Below are 14,399 nucleotides of genomic sequence, written 5' to 3'. Positions count from 1 at the left end.
CTTTTTCATCCCTGCGCCACAGATGCAGGAGCATCGTGTCGCCTCCCCACGGCTGGATGCAATCGCCGATGAACACAGGGGAGGAGCGTGGTTTCGGCGGCTTTGAAGGGCTGCGCGCGCGGGCCGCCTTTGGCCAGAAGAAGAACGTACCATCTGCAATCATATGTGCAGCCTAACAGATCACGAGGTTGATTTCGACAGCAAGGTGACGTGGGTGTCGCCGTATTTACGCTGATCGACCGGCTCAAAGCCTTGCGTCGCAGCCATTGGCGCTGCTTCTTCCCAAACAATCAATGCGCCCGGCGCAAGCCAGCCCATCGTGTCCGCTTGCGATAGCGCCCTTTGCCCAAGGCCCTTGCCATAGGGCGGATCAAGAAACACCAGGTGGTAGGGTGCCTTATCACACAGGCTCAAATGCGTTGCGTCCCGCTTGATCAAACGCGTCGCGGTTTCGGCCCGCAGCTTGGCGATATTCTGAGCAATAAGGGTCTGCGCGATCCGCCCGTCATCGACAAATGTCACATGCGCGGCCCCGCGCGACAGCGCCTCCAGACCCAAAGCCCCCGTCCCCGCAAAAAGGTCAAGCACGCGCGCACCCGCAATCACATCATGATGCGTCAGAACACTGAACAGGCTCTCGCGCACCCGGTCCGTCGTCGGGCGTAGATGCGCGCCTTTGTCCCCCTTGCCAACACTGGCGAGGGCCGTGCCACGGTTTTGTCCAGCAATGATCCTCACGCGCTCAAAAGCTGTTTCAGATCGGCGGCGGGATCGCGCACAATTGCCGGATCCGCCGTCTTTGCCGCCTCGATCAGGCGTTTACCGACCATATAGGCGCGTGGATCATTCATCGCATCCACGGCCAAAAGCGTCGCGTCGCGGTAATACCAGAAAGACGCCGTTTGCCCCTGCCCGATACGGCTTACGACATCGGTATAGCCTGTGTTGAGCCCGGCGATTTGCAGTTTCACGTCATATTGGTCAGACCAGAACCATGGCTTGGCCGTATATACTTTATCCGCCCCCATGATGTTTTGCGCAATAATTTCAGCCTGTTCGATGGCGTTAGGCACACTTTCAAGCCGGATGCGCCCGTCTTGATAGGGAAAGGACGTACAATCGCCTGCGGCCCAGATACCCGAAGCCGATGTATGGCCATAGGCGTCGACCTTGATCCCGTTTTCGATCTCCAGCCCCGCAACCTCGGCCAGCGCGGTTGCCGGTGCAATACCGACCCCTGCGATCACAAAATCCACATCCAGGCGGGTGCCGTCGCTCAGGAGCGCCCCATCAACCGCGCCCGCACCTGTCAACCGATCCAGCCCGACGCCCTCGCGGATGTCGACCCCGTGCGCGCGATGCAGATTGCGGAAATAATCGCTGGTTTGCGGGGCGGCGACCCGTTGAAGGATACGTTCGCTCATTTCCACGAGCGTGACCTCAAGGCTCAGCTTGGCCGCGACCGACGCCGCTTCCAAACCGATGTAACCCCCGCCAACGATCAAAACCCGCCTGCCCGCCTGAAACCGCGGGGCCATAGCGTCCACATCGGCCAGATCGCGCACCACGAACACGCCGTTAAGCTCCCCGCCCACCGCTGCGGGCAAACGTCGGGGCACCGATCCGGTGCTCAGTACCAGCGCGTCATATTCCAGTGTTTCTTCGCCCAGTGAAACGGTTTGTGCCCGCGCGTTTATCCCCGTCACCGCCACGCCCATGCGCAGGCTGATATCATGATCGTCGTAAAATGCCTGGGGCCGCAGATAGAGCCTTTCCAGAGCCATCTCCCCCATCAGATAGGACTTGGACAGCGGCGGGCGCTGGTAGGGCAAAACCGGCTCGGCACCGATCAACGTGATACGATCCCGGCACCCGTCATTGCGTAGCTTGGCGACGCAGGATGCCCCCGCCTGCCCGGCTCCGATCACGATAATTTGGCGCATGCGTCCTCCGGGTTCAACAAATCTTCTGGCCCCTGCCCAGCCCGCAGCCTATATCCTGATCAACGATAAACGCAATTGCAAGAAAGGCATATGCTATGACCATTTCACAAGGCGACCAACTTCCCGACGCGACACTGGTGGCGCTTGGCCCGGACGGGCCGGCGGCCGTGCCATTGAGCGAAAAGACCAGAGGTCGCAAGGTTGTCATCTTTGCGGTGCCGGGCGCTTACACCCCAACATGTCATTCCGCGCATGTGCCGAGCTTTGTGCGCACCAAGGATCAGTTCGATGCCAAAGGCGTGGATGAGATCATCTGTGTGTCGGTCAATGACCCCTTCGTGATGAGGTCCTGGGGCGAAGCCACCGGTGCTGCGGCGGCCGGGATCACAATGTTGGGTGATGCGGATAGTTCGTTCACCAAAGCCATCGGCATGGATTTCGACGCGCCCCCCGCCGGGTTGCACGCGCGGTCCAAACGCTATGCGATGCTGGTTGAGGATGGCAAGGTTACGCTCTTGCAAGAAGAAGATAGCCCCGGCACCTGTGAGGTGTCCGCCGGGGAATCCTTGCTGGCCAATATGTAAACGACAAAAGGCCCGGAGCAAAATTCCGGGCCTTTTTCCGTCCTGTCCAACCGTCAGGACGCCTGCACGATCGTCGTTGTGGGAAACGGAATGTCGATGTCGCCCGCATCCAGCGCCTCTTTGACCGCGCGTTTCATATCCGCCTGATAGGCAAAGAATTCAGACGCATCCACCCAGACACGCACCAGAAAATCAACAGAACTTGCACCCAGATTATTGACCTGAATGAACGGTTCGGGATCCTGTTTGGAACGCGGATCGGCCATGATGGTGTCGAGAATGATCTTTTCCGCCTTGGCCAGATTGACGCCATACCCCACGCCAAACGTCCATTCCGCCCGCCGCGTCGGGTTGCTGGAGTAATTGGTGATCACATTGCCCCAGACCTGCGAATTGGGAATGATCACCTGCACATTGCTGACATCCGCCAGTTCGGTAAAGTTCAGGTTAATCGCCTTGACGCTGCCCATAGTCCCGCCGACATCGACGAAATCGCCCAGCTTGATCGGGCGGAAAAGGATCAACATCACCCCCGCCGCGATGTTGGACAGGGTGCCTTGCAACGCCAGACCAATGGCCAGACCCGCCGCACCAATGATCGCAATGACAGAGGTGGTTTGAACGCCAAATGTGTTCAACACAAAAAGGAACGTGAACCCCAAGACCACATAGCGCACAATCGACGCCAGAAAGTCAAAGAGCATGTCGTCCAGATGGGCGTGCCTGTTGCCAAGCGCCTTGACGCGCCGTTGCAGCCATGCCGAAATCGTCCAGCCGACAAATAGAATGGCGATGGCGGCAAAGACGGATCCCGCAGCCCCCAGCAGAAATTCCAAGGTCAGCAGATCCGCCAGGGTTTTGCCCTGCCAGATTTCAGTCTGTAGTATATCGTTCACGTCTTACTCCGCCAGGTTATCCATCTTGCGCGCCAGTTTGGCATCGAGCGCGCTGATACCACCCACATCATGGGTGCTCAACACCACATCCACGGTCTTGTAGACGTTAAACCATTCCGGGTGATGGTCCCATTTTTCCGCCCAGATCGCCACGCGGGTCATCCAGCCGAAAGCCTCGACGAAGTTCTTGAAAACGAACGTTTTCTTGATGGCATCGCGCCCCTCCACCATTTCCCAGCCCGTGGCGAAAAGCGGTTCCAGCAAGGGTCCGCGTGTTTCATCGCTTAATTTCTCTGTCATTCCTGTTCCTCGATTTCTGCCCGTTTGAAAGGGCCATATTCCGTCAAAACGTTGATCTCTTCGTCCACCGCATCGCGTTCAGCCTTGAGATAGCTGCCAATCGCATTAGCAAAGCCGGGATCATTGACCCAATGCAGCGACCACGTCGGTGTGGGCAAATACCCACGTGCCAATTTATGCTCCCCCTGCGCCCCCGCCTCGACCCGTTTGAGGCCGCGTTCGATCGCAATGTCGATCCCGCGGTAATAGCACAGTTCGAAATGCAGGCAGGGGTGATGCTCCGCGCAGCCCCAATACCGGCCATATAACGCCTGAGCGCCGATAAAGTTCAACGCGCCCGCAACCCAACGCCCGTTCCGCTCGGCCAACACCAGCGCCATGTCATCGCGCAGGGTCTCCTGTGCAATGTCAAAGAACTTGCGGGTGAGGTAAGGCGTGCCCCATTTGCGCGCGCCCGTATCCTGATAAAACTGCCAGAAGGCATCCCAATGCTCAGACCGCAGATCATCGCCTGAAAACGTGTGGATTTCGCCGCCGAACTCTTGTGCCTGTGCGCGTTCCTTGCGGATGTTCTTGCGTTTACGCGAACTCAGCGAGGCAAGAAAATCGTCAAAATCAGCGTATCCCGGATTGCTCCAGTGGAACTGTTGGGTCTTGCGCAACATCAGGCCAAGCGCCTCGCCCCGCCGCGCTTCGCCTTCGGTACAAAACGTCACATGCAGCGATGAGATATTGTTGGTATCGGCGAGCTGCACGGCGCCCTGGATCAACGCGGCCTGACCTGCCTCCTCAAAACCCGGACGCACCAGAAGGCGGCGCCCCGTGGCCGGCGTATGCGGCACGGCCACCTGCAACTTGGGATAATACCGCCCGCCGGCCCGCTCATAGGCATGCGCCCAGTTGTGATCGAATATATATTCACCCTGGCTGTGGGATTTCACATACATCGGGGCCACACCGATCAATTGATCCGCGACATAGGCCGTCAGGTATTGCGGCTGCCAGCCGGTGCCCGCGCCAACCGATCCGCTGGCCTCCAACGCGCTCAGGAACCGGTGCGTGGTGAACGGATCATTGGGTCGCGCGCCATCAGCGGCTTCCGGGCAGGCACATGCATCCCAATCTAGCGGCGCAATTGCCTGCAACGACGGGATAATCCTGATTTCAAATTCCTGTTCCTGCATCGACCCCTGCCCTACCTTTTCTTAAACTGTGGCCACTGCGCGCAGGTTCAAGCCGGAAACGGCGCGAGGTACTGTTCGAAGGTAATGTTTTGGGCAACCCTGCGGGCGACGGCCTCATCCTGCGGCGATGTCACCGTCCAGCACAGTACTGCGGCCCCTCGTGATCGCAACTCGGCGACACGCGGGCGGCTCAGGTCATGCATGTCGTGGCTGATGAAACTGCACTCGGCGGTATCGTAACCCGAAATGGCGTGCAGGCTTTCCCGCACCTCCACCGGCAACGTACTATCCGCCTCCATGTAGGATTCGGTGACGATGCCGCGCGCGATGTCGGGGCATATTGCGGCCATGTGCTTTACGGAATGCGGATTGAAAGACATCACCGCAACAGGCCCCTCATATCCGTGAAGCGCCTTTGCGACAGCGCCTTCCAAGGGTCCCACATTCGGGCCCATCGCGCCATCCTGATCCTTGATTTCGATCAGCAGCGGCACCTGACCCGAGACGAGCTTTAGCACGTCGCCCAGATCGGGAATGCCCTCATCGCCTCCACGCAATCGCGTCTGTTGCAATTGCTGTGCCGTTTTGGCGCGAACTGGCCCCTCAGCCTCAGCCAGTCGGTCCAGAGCGTAGTCGTGAAACACCATCGCCTGCACATCCGCGCTTTGCTGCACGTCGATCTCGATGCCATATCCCGCCGAAACAGCCGCACGGATCGCCGCGCGACTGTTTTCGGGCCGCCCCTTTGACACATCATGCAACGCACGATGCGCAAGAGGGACCTGAAGGAACGGCTTGGGAAGCGCCACTCTCATTTGATTTCGAAGATTCCTTCGATCTCAACCGCCACGCCAAAAGGCAGCGACGCTGCTGAGACGGCAGAGCGCGCGTGACGCCCGGCATCGCCCAGAGCCTCGACCAGAAAATCGGAGGCACCGTTGACCACCTTCGGCTGGTCGGTAAAATCGGCGGTAGAATTCACGAAGGCGGTCAATTTGACGACTTGCACCAAACGATCAATATCCCCGTCGCATGCCGCCTTGACCTGTGCCAGAAGGCTGATCGCGCAGAGCTTTGCCGCAGCCGCCCCTGCGTCGATTTCCATATCTGCGCCCAGTTTACCGGTCACAAAACCGTCCGCATCATTCGAAATCTGCCCTGAGACATAAAGCGTGGTGCCTGATTTGACGAAGGGCACATAATTGGCCGCGGGCGCGGGCGCGTCCGGGAGGGTAACGCCAAGCTCGGCGAGACGGGAAGCAAAACTCATTTCTGGTGTCCTTTGGTTTGGGTGGTTTGGGCTGTGCCACAAAGTAATGGGGGATTCTTCGTTCAGGTGCAATTTGATGTTGACGCGCTGTGCTTGCATCACCTCGAGCGGCTTGTTTCAAGGGCCCCCCAAACCGTATGGCCGGACACCCCCCGGTGACACCTAAGCACAGTGTTGCGGGACCGGGGTCACATTTACGTGCAATTTCTGCTGTTTTTGATGACAATCGCGCGCAGTTACATGCCGCGTTCTTTACCCTACGCACATAATTTTGCTCATAAATAGCAAATGGTCGCGGGCCTTGTGGACCTTAACGATACTTCCGCGCTACAGTGCCCTGTCACGAAACGGCCACATTTTACTTATTCCTATCATTTGCCCTCTGGGCATTTTCATGGAAACGATTACGTACCAGTTAACTTTTGACAGGATTCTGCCAGTGTCTCTTTTCCAAAAATCCAAGGCGAAAACACGTTCCGCCGTGTTTCTGGCCGCGGCGCTTTCGTTGAGCGCATGTGCCACCTCCCAGGACGTCGCTTCGCGCTCGGACGGGATCAACGACCCCTATGAACCGCAGAACCGCAAGGTCCATGCGTTCAACAAAGGGTTCGACAAGAATGTGTTCCGGCCCGTCTCGCAAGGATACGGCGTTGTGCCTGTAGAAATGCGCAATACGATCAACAATTTTTCTGAAAACCTGGACATGCCCGGCGTGGCGGTCAACAGCCTGCTACAGGGGGATTTGCGCGGGACTGGCCTTGCGACGTTACGCTTTGTGCTGAACACCACCATCGGGCTTGGTGGTTTCTTTGATGCCGCGGATGAGTTGAATATTCCCGCCCACGACACGAATTTCGGCGAAACACTGGCCGTTTGGGGCGTCGGTGAAGGGGCCTATATCGAATTGCCGTTCCTGGGCCCGTCCACACAGCGTGCGACCGCCGGTCTTGTCGTTGATTTCTTTACGAATCCATTGACCTACAACACAATCGATGGGGATGCGCGGATCATACCGCCGACTTCCAAGGGCTTCGCGGCGCTGAACGATCGCGAACGTTTCAGCGACAGCTTTGATTCCGTGCTCTATGGTAGCGCAGATAGCTACTCCCAATCTCGCCTGATTTACCTCCAGAACCGTCGTTTTGAATTGGGTCAGGACGCTGGCGAGGACATCGACCCTTTCGCAGCAGACCCCTATGAGGATCCCTATGCCGAATAATCTGACCCGCAGGCGTTTTTCACTCACTGCCGCCGCATTTGCCATTTTCGCCGCGCAACCGGCGCGCGCATTGACCGAAGCCGGTGCCCGTAAACTGGTCGACCAGGTGGTCGCTGACGTTGAACGCGTCATCGAATCGGGCCAATCAGATGCAAAGATCTTGCGTGAATTCGAAAAGCTCTTTGTGCGCTACGCTGATGTCAATATCATGGCGCAATATGCGTTGGGGGCGGATGGCCGTTCGGCATCCGCGTCCCAGAAACGGGCGTTCAACGATGCGTTCACCGGCTATATCGCGCGCAAATATGGCAAGCAGTTCCGTGATTTCGTGGGGGGCCGGATCGAGGTTCAGTCAGCCCGGCAGATCAAAGCAGGCTATGAAATCAAAACGCTGGCCTATTTGCGCGGGGATGGTCCTTTTGATGTGTCATTTCACATTTCTGACAAATCGGGTCAGGAGAAGTTTTTTAACATCTTCATTGAAGGTGTGAACCTTCTTTTGACCGAACGGAATGAAATCGGGTCGATGCTGGACAGCCGCGGTGGCGATCTCAATACGCTGATCGCCGATCTGAAAAAAACCAGCTAGGGCGTCGCACGCGCGCCACAATCAACGGTCCGACCCGCTGACATTCGGTTCAGGCTGACGCCCGCTGCCACCGCCCAAGATGTCACGTAGCAACCCTTCGAGAATTCCGACCGGGCCGGTACTGCTTCCTTGCTGGCCCGGTGACGGTTCGCGCGCTTCTCCCGCTTGCGAGGGCGTCATCATCGGCAGCGGCTTGATGGGGACCCCTTCATGTACGCGCACCATGGTTTCACGCCAAATTTCTGCCGGCAACCCGGCCCCGGTCACACCGGTAAGAGGGGTATTGTCGTCATATCCCATCCAGACACCGGCGACATAATCAGCCGAAAATCCAACAAACCAGGCATCGCGCGCGGCTTGTGTCGTGCCGGTTTTACCCGCGAGCGCGCGCCCGCCGAACTGCGCGCGCTGCCCGGTCCCGTCGGACACCACTTTTTCCATCATATAGACCAACTGCTGCGCGGCACTTTCCTGAATGACGCGCTCGCCGATCCCACCACCCGTTCCCATCACAGGCGCATCATCGCCCAACAGGCGCAATTCCACGAGACCGTAAGGCGTAACAGATGAGCCGCCGTTCAGAATACCTGCATAGGCACCGGTCATTTCAATCAGCGTGCTCTCTGATGCACCCAGCGCCAGCGCGGGACCTGCGGCCAGATCGCTTTGCAACCCAAAATCGCTGGCAACCTGGCGCACCAAATCGCGCCCGACGAATTCGGAGACCTTGACCGCGGGTATGTTGAGGCTGTCTTTTAACGCCCGGGTCAAGGAAACCGAGCCGTAAAATCTGTTTGTATAATTTCGCGGCGTCCAGGGACCGGAACCGGGAATATTGATGGTCAGCGGTTCGTCCATAACCGTGTCGTTGGGCGAGTAGCCAAGGTCCAATGCTGCGGCGTACACAAAAGGTTTGAACGCCGAACCGGTTTGGCGTTTAGCCTGTACCGCGCGGTTAAAGGCGCCTGAAACCCTGGTTTTGCGCCCACCGACCATGGCGCGCACAGCCCCATCCGCGGACATCACGACGATCGCCGCCTGGGCCTTGCTGCCTGCCCGGATCTTGTTTTCGAACACCCATTTCATGGCGTCGTCCGCGGCACGCTGCATGCGCTGATCCAGCGTTGTTCTGATGATCACATCCTCGGTGGTCTTGCGGGTAAAAAACTCCGGCCCCGATGACATGACCCAATCGGCGAAATACCCCCCCGCGCGCGCTTCGGCGGCTGCGGAAAGTTCTGCCGGATTATTTCGTGCACTGCGCGCCTCAGCCTCTGACAAATAGCCCTGTTCGTTCATCAACCGCACAATTGTCGCCGCGCGTCTTTGCGAGCGCGTGAGATCATTTGTCGGTGCGAACCGCGTGGGCGCGACCAACAGACCGGCGAGCATCGCAGATTCAGCCGGGGTGACATTGGCCGCGGATTTACCGAAATACCTCTGGCTTGCCGCCTCGAACCCGCGCGCACCTGCCCCCAGAAAGGCGCGGTTCATATAGATCGTCAGGATGTCATTCTTGGAGTATTTCGCTTCCATAGCCAGCGCATAAATCGCCTCCGAGGCCTTACGCTTGATTGTGCCGCGCCGACATTCCGCCTCATATTCCGCCTCACTCTGAACGGCGGGATCATAGGGCACACCCAGGCAGAGCAGCTTTGCCACTTGCTGCGTGATCGTGGAGCCGCCGTGGCCCGACAACGGCCCGCGCCCCTCGCTGAGGTTGATGCGCACGGCGCTTGCAATACCACGCGGGCTGATACCGAAATGCCGGTAGAAACGTTTGTCTTCCGTGGCCACAATTGCGTTGCGCAGGTGCGGCGAGACAGTATCTGCTGTAACAACGCCGCCGAACTGGTCGCCGCGCCAGGCAAAAACCTGACCCCTATCATCCAGAAGCGTGACAGAGCCGCGCGCACGACCGTCGAGCAATTCGGTCACCTCTGGCAGCGTGGTATAATAATAGCCAACAGCCAAAGAGAGCAGCAGGCAGACTACGGCCCCAATCCGCCAGGTAATGCGCCAAATCAAGCGCAGAACCCACCGCAGGAGCCTTTGAAACAGCCCGATCAGCCCGCCACGCCGTTTCGCGGGGGTCTTCCGGCGCGCGGTCCTGCGCGGTTTGGATTTCGGCTTTACCGTCGCTTTACGCGGCTTCTTAGGCTGCGCAGCATAGCGTTTATCCGCGACCAGGGGCCGCTTGCCTTTGCGTTTGTCGCTCATAGTGAACCTGCCCGGCCCGTGTTATTTTTTTACAGTGTAGCCTGCTTGGCGATGATTGTTGAGGCTGTCTTAACCTGAAAGCGGATCAATTATGCGATTAAAATTTAGCCGCTTTGCGCTTTTTGATTAAATTTTAGACACACCCCTATGGAATAGCCCCCCAAAAAGGCTGGAAATCCTTCATGCCTGCAAGCTGATGGCGTTTTCTGCAGGCGCATCATTGCAGAGGAATCTGCCAAGGTAAGGGGACACGAGGTGAAACTCATCATTGCAACAATCAAGCCGTTCAAGCTCGAGGAGGTGCGCGAAGCACTTACCGAAGCAGGGGTACGCGGCATGATGGTGACCGAAATCAAAGGCTTTGGCTCTCAATCGGGCCACACCGAAATATACCGCGGCGCAGAATATGCCGTGAATTTTGTACCAAAGGTTAAAATCGAAATCGTCGTGGCGGAAAGCACGGTGGATATGGTCGTCGAGACAATTACGAAGACGGCGCATACGGGCAAAATTGGCGACGGGAAGATATTCGTCCTGAGCGTGGATCAGGCCGTTCGTGTCCGCACCGGCGAAACCAATGAAGACGCGCTGTGAAGCGGCACTTCACCAAAAGGGATAATCACTATGACACATTTTAAGACACTCGCTGCCGCCGCTGCGCTCATCGCGCTGCCGTCGCTGGCGCTGGCACAGGACGCCGCCCCGACCTTCGACGAAATCGGCCCCTACATCATGACAACGCTGCTGTTTCTGGTCGCGGGCTTTCTGGTGTTTTTCATGGCCGCCGGTTTTGCGATGCTCGAAGCGGGCCTTGTGCGGTCCAAGAACGTTGCAATGCAACTGACCAAGAACATCGCGCTCTTTTCTTTTGCTGCCATCATGTATTGGCTGATCGGGTTCAATCTGATGTATCCGGGCGATGGGTGGACGATCTCCGGCTGGGTCGGCCCCTTCTTCTCGCAAACGATCCTGGATCCGGTTGGCGTTTCGGCTGCTGATGCAGCGCTTGATTATGCCTCTGTGGGGTCGGATTTCTTCTTCCAGCTGGTGTTTGTTGCCGCGACCGCTTCGATTGTGTCGGGTGCCTTGGCTGAACGTATCAAGCTCTGGCCGTTTCTCATCTTTGTCGTCGTGCTGACGGGTGTCTTCTACCCGATTTCCGGTTCCTGGCAGTGGGGCGGTGGCTGGTTGTCTGAGGCTGGTTTCTCTGACTTCGCTGGCTCCACGGTCGTACACTCCGTCGGGGGTTGGGCGGCACTTGCGGGCGCGATCGTGCTTGGTCCACGCATCGGCAAATACGGCAAAGATGGCCGTGTGAACCCTTTTCCGGGCTCAAATCTTGCGCTGGCAACCTTGGGGACGTTCATCCTCTGGCTCGGCTGGTTCGGTTTCAACGGCGGCTCGCAGCTTGCGGCTGGCACCGTTGGTGACATCTCTGACGTCTCGCGCATCTTCGCCAACACCAACATGGCTGCCGCTGCCGGGGCCTCCGCTGCGCTGATCATGACACAGCTCACCTACAAAAAGGTCGACCTGACCATGGTGCTCAATGGTGCCTTGGCCGGCCTGGTCTCCATCACGGCTGAGCCTCTCGCCCCGACGCTCTTTGGTGCGCTTTGGATCGGTGCCGTGGGTGGTATCATCGTGGTTCTGGCCGTACCGATGCTCGATAAGTTCAAGATCGATGACGTTGTCGGTGCCATTCCCGTCCACCTGCTTGCCGGTATCTGGGGCACGATTGCCGTTATCTTCTACGGTGACGCCAGCTTTATCACGCAGCTTACTGGGATCGCGGCTTATGGTATCTTCACCTTCGTGGCGTCATTGATCCTGTGGTATATCCTCAAAGCCACGATGGGGATCCGCGTCAGCGAAGAGGCCGAGATCAATGGTCTCGACACCACGGAGCTTGGCATGGAAGCTTACCCGGAATTCTCCAAAGGGTAACCACTTCTGGATAAAACAAAGAAAACCCGGGCCCTGACGCCCGGGTTTTTTGTTTCGGACGGTGACGCCCGGATCATTAGAAACCGACAGGTCTAGACACCCGCATCAACAATCGCCTTTGCCAATATCGGCACAGTATGTTCGTTCAGACCCGCAATGTTCATCCGGCTGTCCGAAACCATGTAAATTCCGTTTTTCTGACGCATTTCTTCGACTTTCTCGGGTGTCGCCCCCAAACGCGAAAACATGCCCCGGTGTTGGGCAATGAAGCCAAAGCGATCCGACCCCGACAAGCGCTGCAATTCGGCGGCCAATTGGCTGCGCAGGCCCAGCATATTGTTGCGTACCTCTTCGAGTTCTGCCTGCCAATCCGCCCGCAGCGCCGCGTCATTCAGGATCATCGTCACCAGCCGCGCCCCATGATCCGGTGGAAAGGAGAAGTTCTGCCGGTTCAGAAACGCCAGTGTGTCCTGATGCAGCTTGCGCGCTTGGACATTTTGGCTGATGGCCATCAGCAAGCCCGTACGTTCGCGGTAGATGCCGAAGTTCTTGGAGCAGCTTGCCGCGATCAAACATTCCGGAACCGAAGATGCCACCAACCGCGTCGCCGCGGCATCCTCCTCCAGCCCATCACCAAACCCCTGATAGGCGATATCGACCATCGGCACCGCGCCAGTGTCATTCAAGACCTCCACGACCGCCCGCCATTCCGTCAGGTTCAGGTTTGCCCCGGTCGGATTGTGACAACAGCCATGCAGCAGGACGACATCGCCCGCCCGCGCCGTTTTGATGTCCTCGATCATCCCGTCGAAATCGACGCCGCAACTGTCTTTATCGAAATAGCGGTAGCGGACAATTTCAACGCCCAGATAGTTCAGGATCGAAATGTGGTTTGGCCAGGTGGGGTCGGACACGAACACCCGTGCCTCAGGCCGTGCCATTTGAATGAGTTCAAACGCCTGCCGCACAGCCCCCGTACCGCCCGGTGTCGCGACCGCCGCGACCGTGTCGCGCGCAACGGCATCCGCCAGCACCAGATCAATCATCGCATCTGCAAAGGCGGGATCACCGGCAAGCCCGGTGTAGACCTTGCTGTCCTGCTGCTCCCAAAGTTGTTTTTCCGCCGCTTTTACGGCGCGCATGATCGGCGTCAGACCCGTCGCGTCCTTGTAGACACCAACACCCAGATCAATTTTTGTCTGGCGTGGATCATCCTTGTACATCTGCATCAAGGCAAGAATGCCGTCAGCGGGGCGGCTTTGCAGTGTTTCGAACATCACGCGTCTCCGGTTGCGACGGGGACAGTCGGGAACATGCCCCACTCGGCCCAGGATCCATCATAGAGGGACCATTGATTATGACCCAGGCGCTCCAGTGCCAGCGCCAGAATGGCCGCCGTAACACCGGAACCACATGAAGTAATGATGGGTTTCGAAAGATCGACACCGGCGGCCTCAAAGACAGCACGACAGGCATCGGGATCTTTCATCGTCTTATCCTCATTCAAAAGGCTGGTGTAGGGCACATTGCGTGATCCCGGAATATGGCCCGCTCGCAGACCTTCACGCGGTTCCGGAGCATCGCCCCGAAACCGGGTCGCGGCGCGCGCGTCCACGATGACATGGTCAACGAGCTTAGAGGCGGAGGACACTTGCGTGACGTCGCGCACCAACTGGTTTTGCATGCGGACCGTCATATGGCGGTCACGAATGATCGGGGGCATGTCCTCCACCGCATGACCCTCGGACTGCCACTTGGGAAAACCACCATCCAGCACCGCGACGTTTGCCTGCCCCATCAGACGGAACAACCACCAGACGCGGGCTGCCGAAAGAAGACCCGCACCATCATAAATGACCACCTGATGGCCGTCGCCCACACCCAACGCGCGCAGGCGGGACATGAATTTTTCGACCGGTGGTGCCATATGTGGCAAATCCGACCGGTTATCACAGATATCTTCAATGTCGAAGAAACGCGCGCCCGGAATATGGCCGGCATCGTATTCTTCCTTCGGGTCTCGTCCCGCTTCCGGCAAATACCAGGAGGCATCAAGCACCCGTAGATCAGGGTCTTTCAAATGTTGGGCCAGCCAAGCGGTCGAAACCAGTGTTTTCGGATCATCGATCATGAGCCTCTCCCTTGCAGTGCGTCTATGCATCTCGGTAACGCCAGCAAGCGACGGTATCAAGCCTGCTGACAATCCCAAGGTGGCCTAAAGCCCACCTTACGGCGCACCACAGGGCC

Annotated in this window: 16 protein-coding genes; 6 read left to right on the top strand and 10 right to left on the bottom strand. The window is 58.0% G+C overall.

Going from position 1 to position 14,399, the window contains the following annotated elements; all coding sequences use genetic code 11:
- The first annotated feature begins 35 nt into the window (after window positions 1–35).
- Window positions 36–176 (top strand): hypothetical protein, encoded by a 141-nt coding sequence (locus ROLI_RS00930; RefSeq protein ID WP_187428071.1) that lies wholly within the window; start codon window positions 36–38, stop codon window positions 174–176.
- A 4-nt stretch (window positions 177–180) separates the two neighbouring features.
- Here the strand turns inward: ROLI_RS00930 and rsmD are convergent, their stop codons facing one another.
- The gene (rsmD, locus tag ROLI_RS00925; RefSeq protein ID WP_187428070.1) at window positions 181–738 is read right to left on the bottom strand and encodes a 16S rRNA (guanine(966)-N(2))-methyltransferase RsmD; all 558 of its coding nucleotides are present in this window, start codon (window positions 736–738) and stop codon (window positions 181–183) included.
- Window positions 735–1,943, bottom strand: coding sequence for an NAD(P)/FAD-dependent oxidoreductase (locus tag ROLI_RS00920; RefSeq protein WP_187428069.1), 1,209 nt, complete (start codon window positions 1,941–1,943; stop codon window positions 735–737). Before ROLI_RS00920 ends, rsmD begins: the two co-directional genes overlap by 4 nt.
- A gap of 95 nt (window positions 1,944–2,038) precedes the next feature.
- Between ROLI_RS00920 and ROLI_RS00915 the strand changes: the two genes are divergently transcribed.
- Window positions 2,039–2,527: a peroxiredoxin gene (locus tag ROLI_RS00915; RefSeq protein WP_187428068.1), complete on the top strand. Its 489-nt coding sequence runs from the start codon at window positions 2,039–2,041 to the stop codon at window positions 2,525–2,527.
- 53 nt (window positions 2,528–2,580) lie between these two features.
- On the opposite strand, the gene ROLI_RS00910 is transcribed toward ROLI_RS00915, so the two are convergent.
- From ROLI_RS00910 to ROLI_RS00890, 5 genes are read right to left on the bottom strand one after another with little or no spacing between them, the layout of a single operon-like run.
- Window positions 2,581–3,423 (bottom strand): mechanosensitive ion channel family protein, encoded by an 843-nt coding sequence (locus ROLI_RS00910; RefSeq protein WP_187428067.1) that lies wholly within the window; start codon window positions 3,421–3,423, stop codon window positions 2,581–2,583.
- A gap of 3 nt (window positions 3,424–3,426) precedes the next feature.
- Window positions 3,427–3,723 (bottom strand): 4a-hydroxytetrahydrobiopterin dehydratase, encoded by a 297-nt coding sequence (locus ROLI_RS00905; protein ID WP_187428066.1) that lies wholly within the window; start codon window positions 3,721–3,723, stop codon window positions 3,427–3,429.
- The gene (locus tag ROLI_RS00900) at window positions 3,720–4,907 is read right to left on the bottom strand and encodes a GNAT family N-acetyltransferase (protein ID WP_187428065.1); all 1,188 of its coding nucleotides are present in this window, start codon (window positions 4,905–4,907) and stop codon (window positions 3,720–3,722) included. The genes ROLI_RS00905 and ROLI_RS00900 overlap by 4 nt, the downstream gene beginning before the upstream one ends.
- Window positions 4,908–4,954: 47 nt before the next feature.
- The gene (locus ROLI_RS00895) at window positions 4,955–5,722 is read right to left on the bottom strand and encodes a glycerophosphodiester phosphodiesterase family protein (RefSeq protein ID WP_187428064.1); all 768 of its coding nucleotides are present in this window, start codon (window positions 5,720–5,722) and stop codon (window positions 4,955–4,957) included.
- Complete coding sequence (locus tag ROLI_RS00890; protein WP_187428063.1) at window positions 5,719–6,177, bottom strand: RidA family protein; 459 nt, start codon at window positions 6,175–6,177, stop codon at window positions 5,719–5,721. Before ROLI_RS00890 ends, ROLI_RS00895 begins: the two co-directional genes overlap by 4 nt.
- A 439-nt stretch (window positions 6,178–6,616) precedes the next feature.
- Here ROLI_RS00890 and ROLI_RS00885 point away from each other — a divergent pair, with 439 nt between their 5' ends.
- Window positions 6,617–7,396, top strand: coding sequence for a VacJ family lipoprotein (locus tag ROLI_RS00885; RefSeq protein ID WP_316247387.1), 780 nt, complete (start codon window positions 6,617–6,619; stop codon window positions 7,394–7,396).
- Window positions 7,386–7,985, top strand: coding sequence for a phospholipid-binding protein MlaC (locus ROLI_RS00880; protein WP_187428340.1), 600 nt, complete (start codon window positions 7,386–7,388; stop codon window positions 7,983–7,985). Before ROLI_RS00885 ends, ROLI_RS00880 begins: the two co-directional genes overlap by 11 nt.
- Before the next feature lie 21 nt (window positions 7,986–8,006).
- On the opposite strand, the gene ROLI_RS00875 is transcribed toward ROLI_RS00880, so the two are convergent.
- Window positions 8,007–10,205 carry a transglycosylase domain-containing protein gene (locus ROLI_RS00875; RefSeq protein WP_187428061.1) on the bottom strand — a complete coding sequence of 733 codons (2,199 nt, stop codon included), beginning with the start codon at window positions 10,203–10,205 and terminating at the stop codon, window positions 8,007–8,009.
- A gap of 255 nt (window positions 10,206–10,460) precedes the next feature.
- Between ROLI_RS00875 and ROLI_RS00870 the strand changes: the two genes are divergently transcribed.
- Together ROLI_RS00870 and ROLI_RS00865 are read left to right on the top strand one after the other, a co-directional pair.
- Window positions 10,461–10,799 carry a P-II family nitrogen regulator gene (locus tag ROLI_RS00870; RefSeq protein WP_187428060.1) on the top strand — a complete coding sequence of 113 codons (339 nt, stop codon included), beginning with the start codon at window positions 10,461–10,463 and terminating at the stop codon, window positions 10,797–10,799.
- Window positions 10,800–10,829: 30 nt separating this feature from the next.
- A complete protein-coding gene (locus ROLI_RS00865) occupies window positions 10,830–12,152 on the top strand; it encodes an ammonium transporter (RefSeq protein WP_187428059.1) in 1,323 nt (440 codons plus the stop codon).
- 92 nt (window positions 12,153–12,244) lie between these two features.
- Here the strand turns inward: ROLI_RS00865 and ROLI_RS00860 are convergent, their stop codons facing one another.
- A complete protein-coding gene (locus ROLI_RS00860) occupies window positions 12,245–13,429 on the bottom strand; it encodes an amino acid aminotransferase (RefSeq protein WP_187428058.1) in 1,185 nt (394 codons plus the stop codon).
- Window positions 13,429–14,283: a 3-mercaptopyruvate sulfurtransferase gene (gene sseA, locus ROLI_RS00855; RefSeq protein WP_187428057.1), complete on the bottom strand. Its 855-nt coding sequence runs from the start codon at window positions 14,281–14,283 to the stop codon at window positions 13,429–13,431. Before sseA ends, ROLI_RS00860 begins: the two co-directional genes overlap by 1 nt.
- Window positions 14,284–14,399: the final 116 nt, after the last annotated feature.

Source organism: Roseobacter fucihabitans (assembly GCF_014337925.2).
Lineage (GTDB): Bacteria > Pseudomonadota > Alphaproteobacteria > Rhodobacterales > Rhodobacteraceae > Roseobacter > Roseobacter fucihabitans.
The sequence above is the reverse complement of the archived record's forward strand: the minus strand, read 5'-3'. Positions and strand labels throughout refer to the sequence as shown.

Excerpts from the sequence above, each read along its gene's own strand:
- ROLI_RS00920 (WP_187428069.1), bottom strand. The coding sequence starts at position 1,943 with ATGCGCCAAATTATCGTGATCGGAGCCGGGCAGGCGGGGGCATCCTGC.
- ROLI_RS00915 (WP_187428068.1), top strand. The coding sequence starts at position 2,039 with ATGACCATTTCACAAGGCGACCAACTTCCCGACGCGACACTGGTGGCG.
- ROLI_RS00905 (WP_187428066.1), bottom strand. The coding sequence starts at position 3,723 with ATGACAGAGAAATTAAGCGATGAAACACGCGGACCCTTGCTGGAACCG.
- ROLI_RS00900 (WP_187428065.1), bottom strand. The coding sequence starts at position 4,907 with ATGCAGGAACAGGAATTTGAAATCAGGATTATCCCGTCGTTGCAGGCA.
- ROLI_RS00895 (WP_187428064.1), bottom strand. The coding sequence starts at position 5,722 with ATGAGAGTGGCGCTTCCCAAGCCGTTCCTTCAGGTCCCTCTTGCGCAT.
- ROLI_RS00890 (WP_187428063.1), bottom strand. The coding sequence starts at position 6,177 with ATGAGTTTTGCTTCCCGTCTCGCCGAGCTTGGCGTTACCCTCCCGGAC.
- ROLI_RS00880 (WP_187428340.1), top strand. The coding sequence starts at position 7,386 with ATGCCGAATAATCTGACCCGCAGGCGTTTTTCACTCACTGCCGCCGCA.
- ROLI_RS00875 (WP_187428061.1), bottom strand. The coding sequence starts at position 10,205 with ATGAGCGACAAACGCAAAGGCAAGCGGCCCCTGGTCGCGGATAAACGC.
- ROLI_RS00865 (WP_187428059.1), top strand. The coding sequence starts at position 10,830 with ATGACACATTTTAAGACACTCGCTGCCGCCGCTGCGCTCATCGCGCTG.
- ROLI_RS00860 (WP_187428058.1), bottom strand. The coding sequence starts at position 13,429 with ATGTTCGAAACACTGCAAAGCCGCCCCGCTGACGGCATTCTTGCCTTG.
- sseA (WP_187428057.1), bottom strand. The coding sequence starts at position 14,283 with ATGATCGATGATCCGAAAACACTGGTTTCGACCGCTTGGCTGGCCCAA.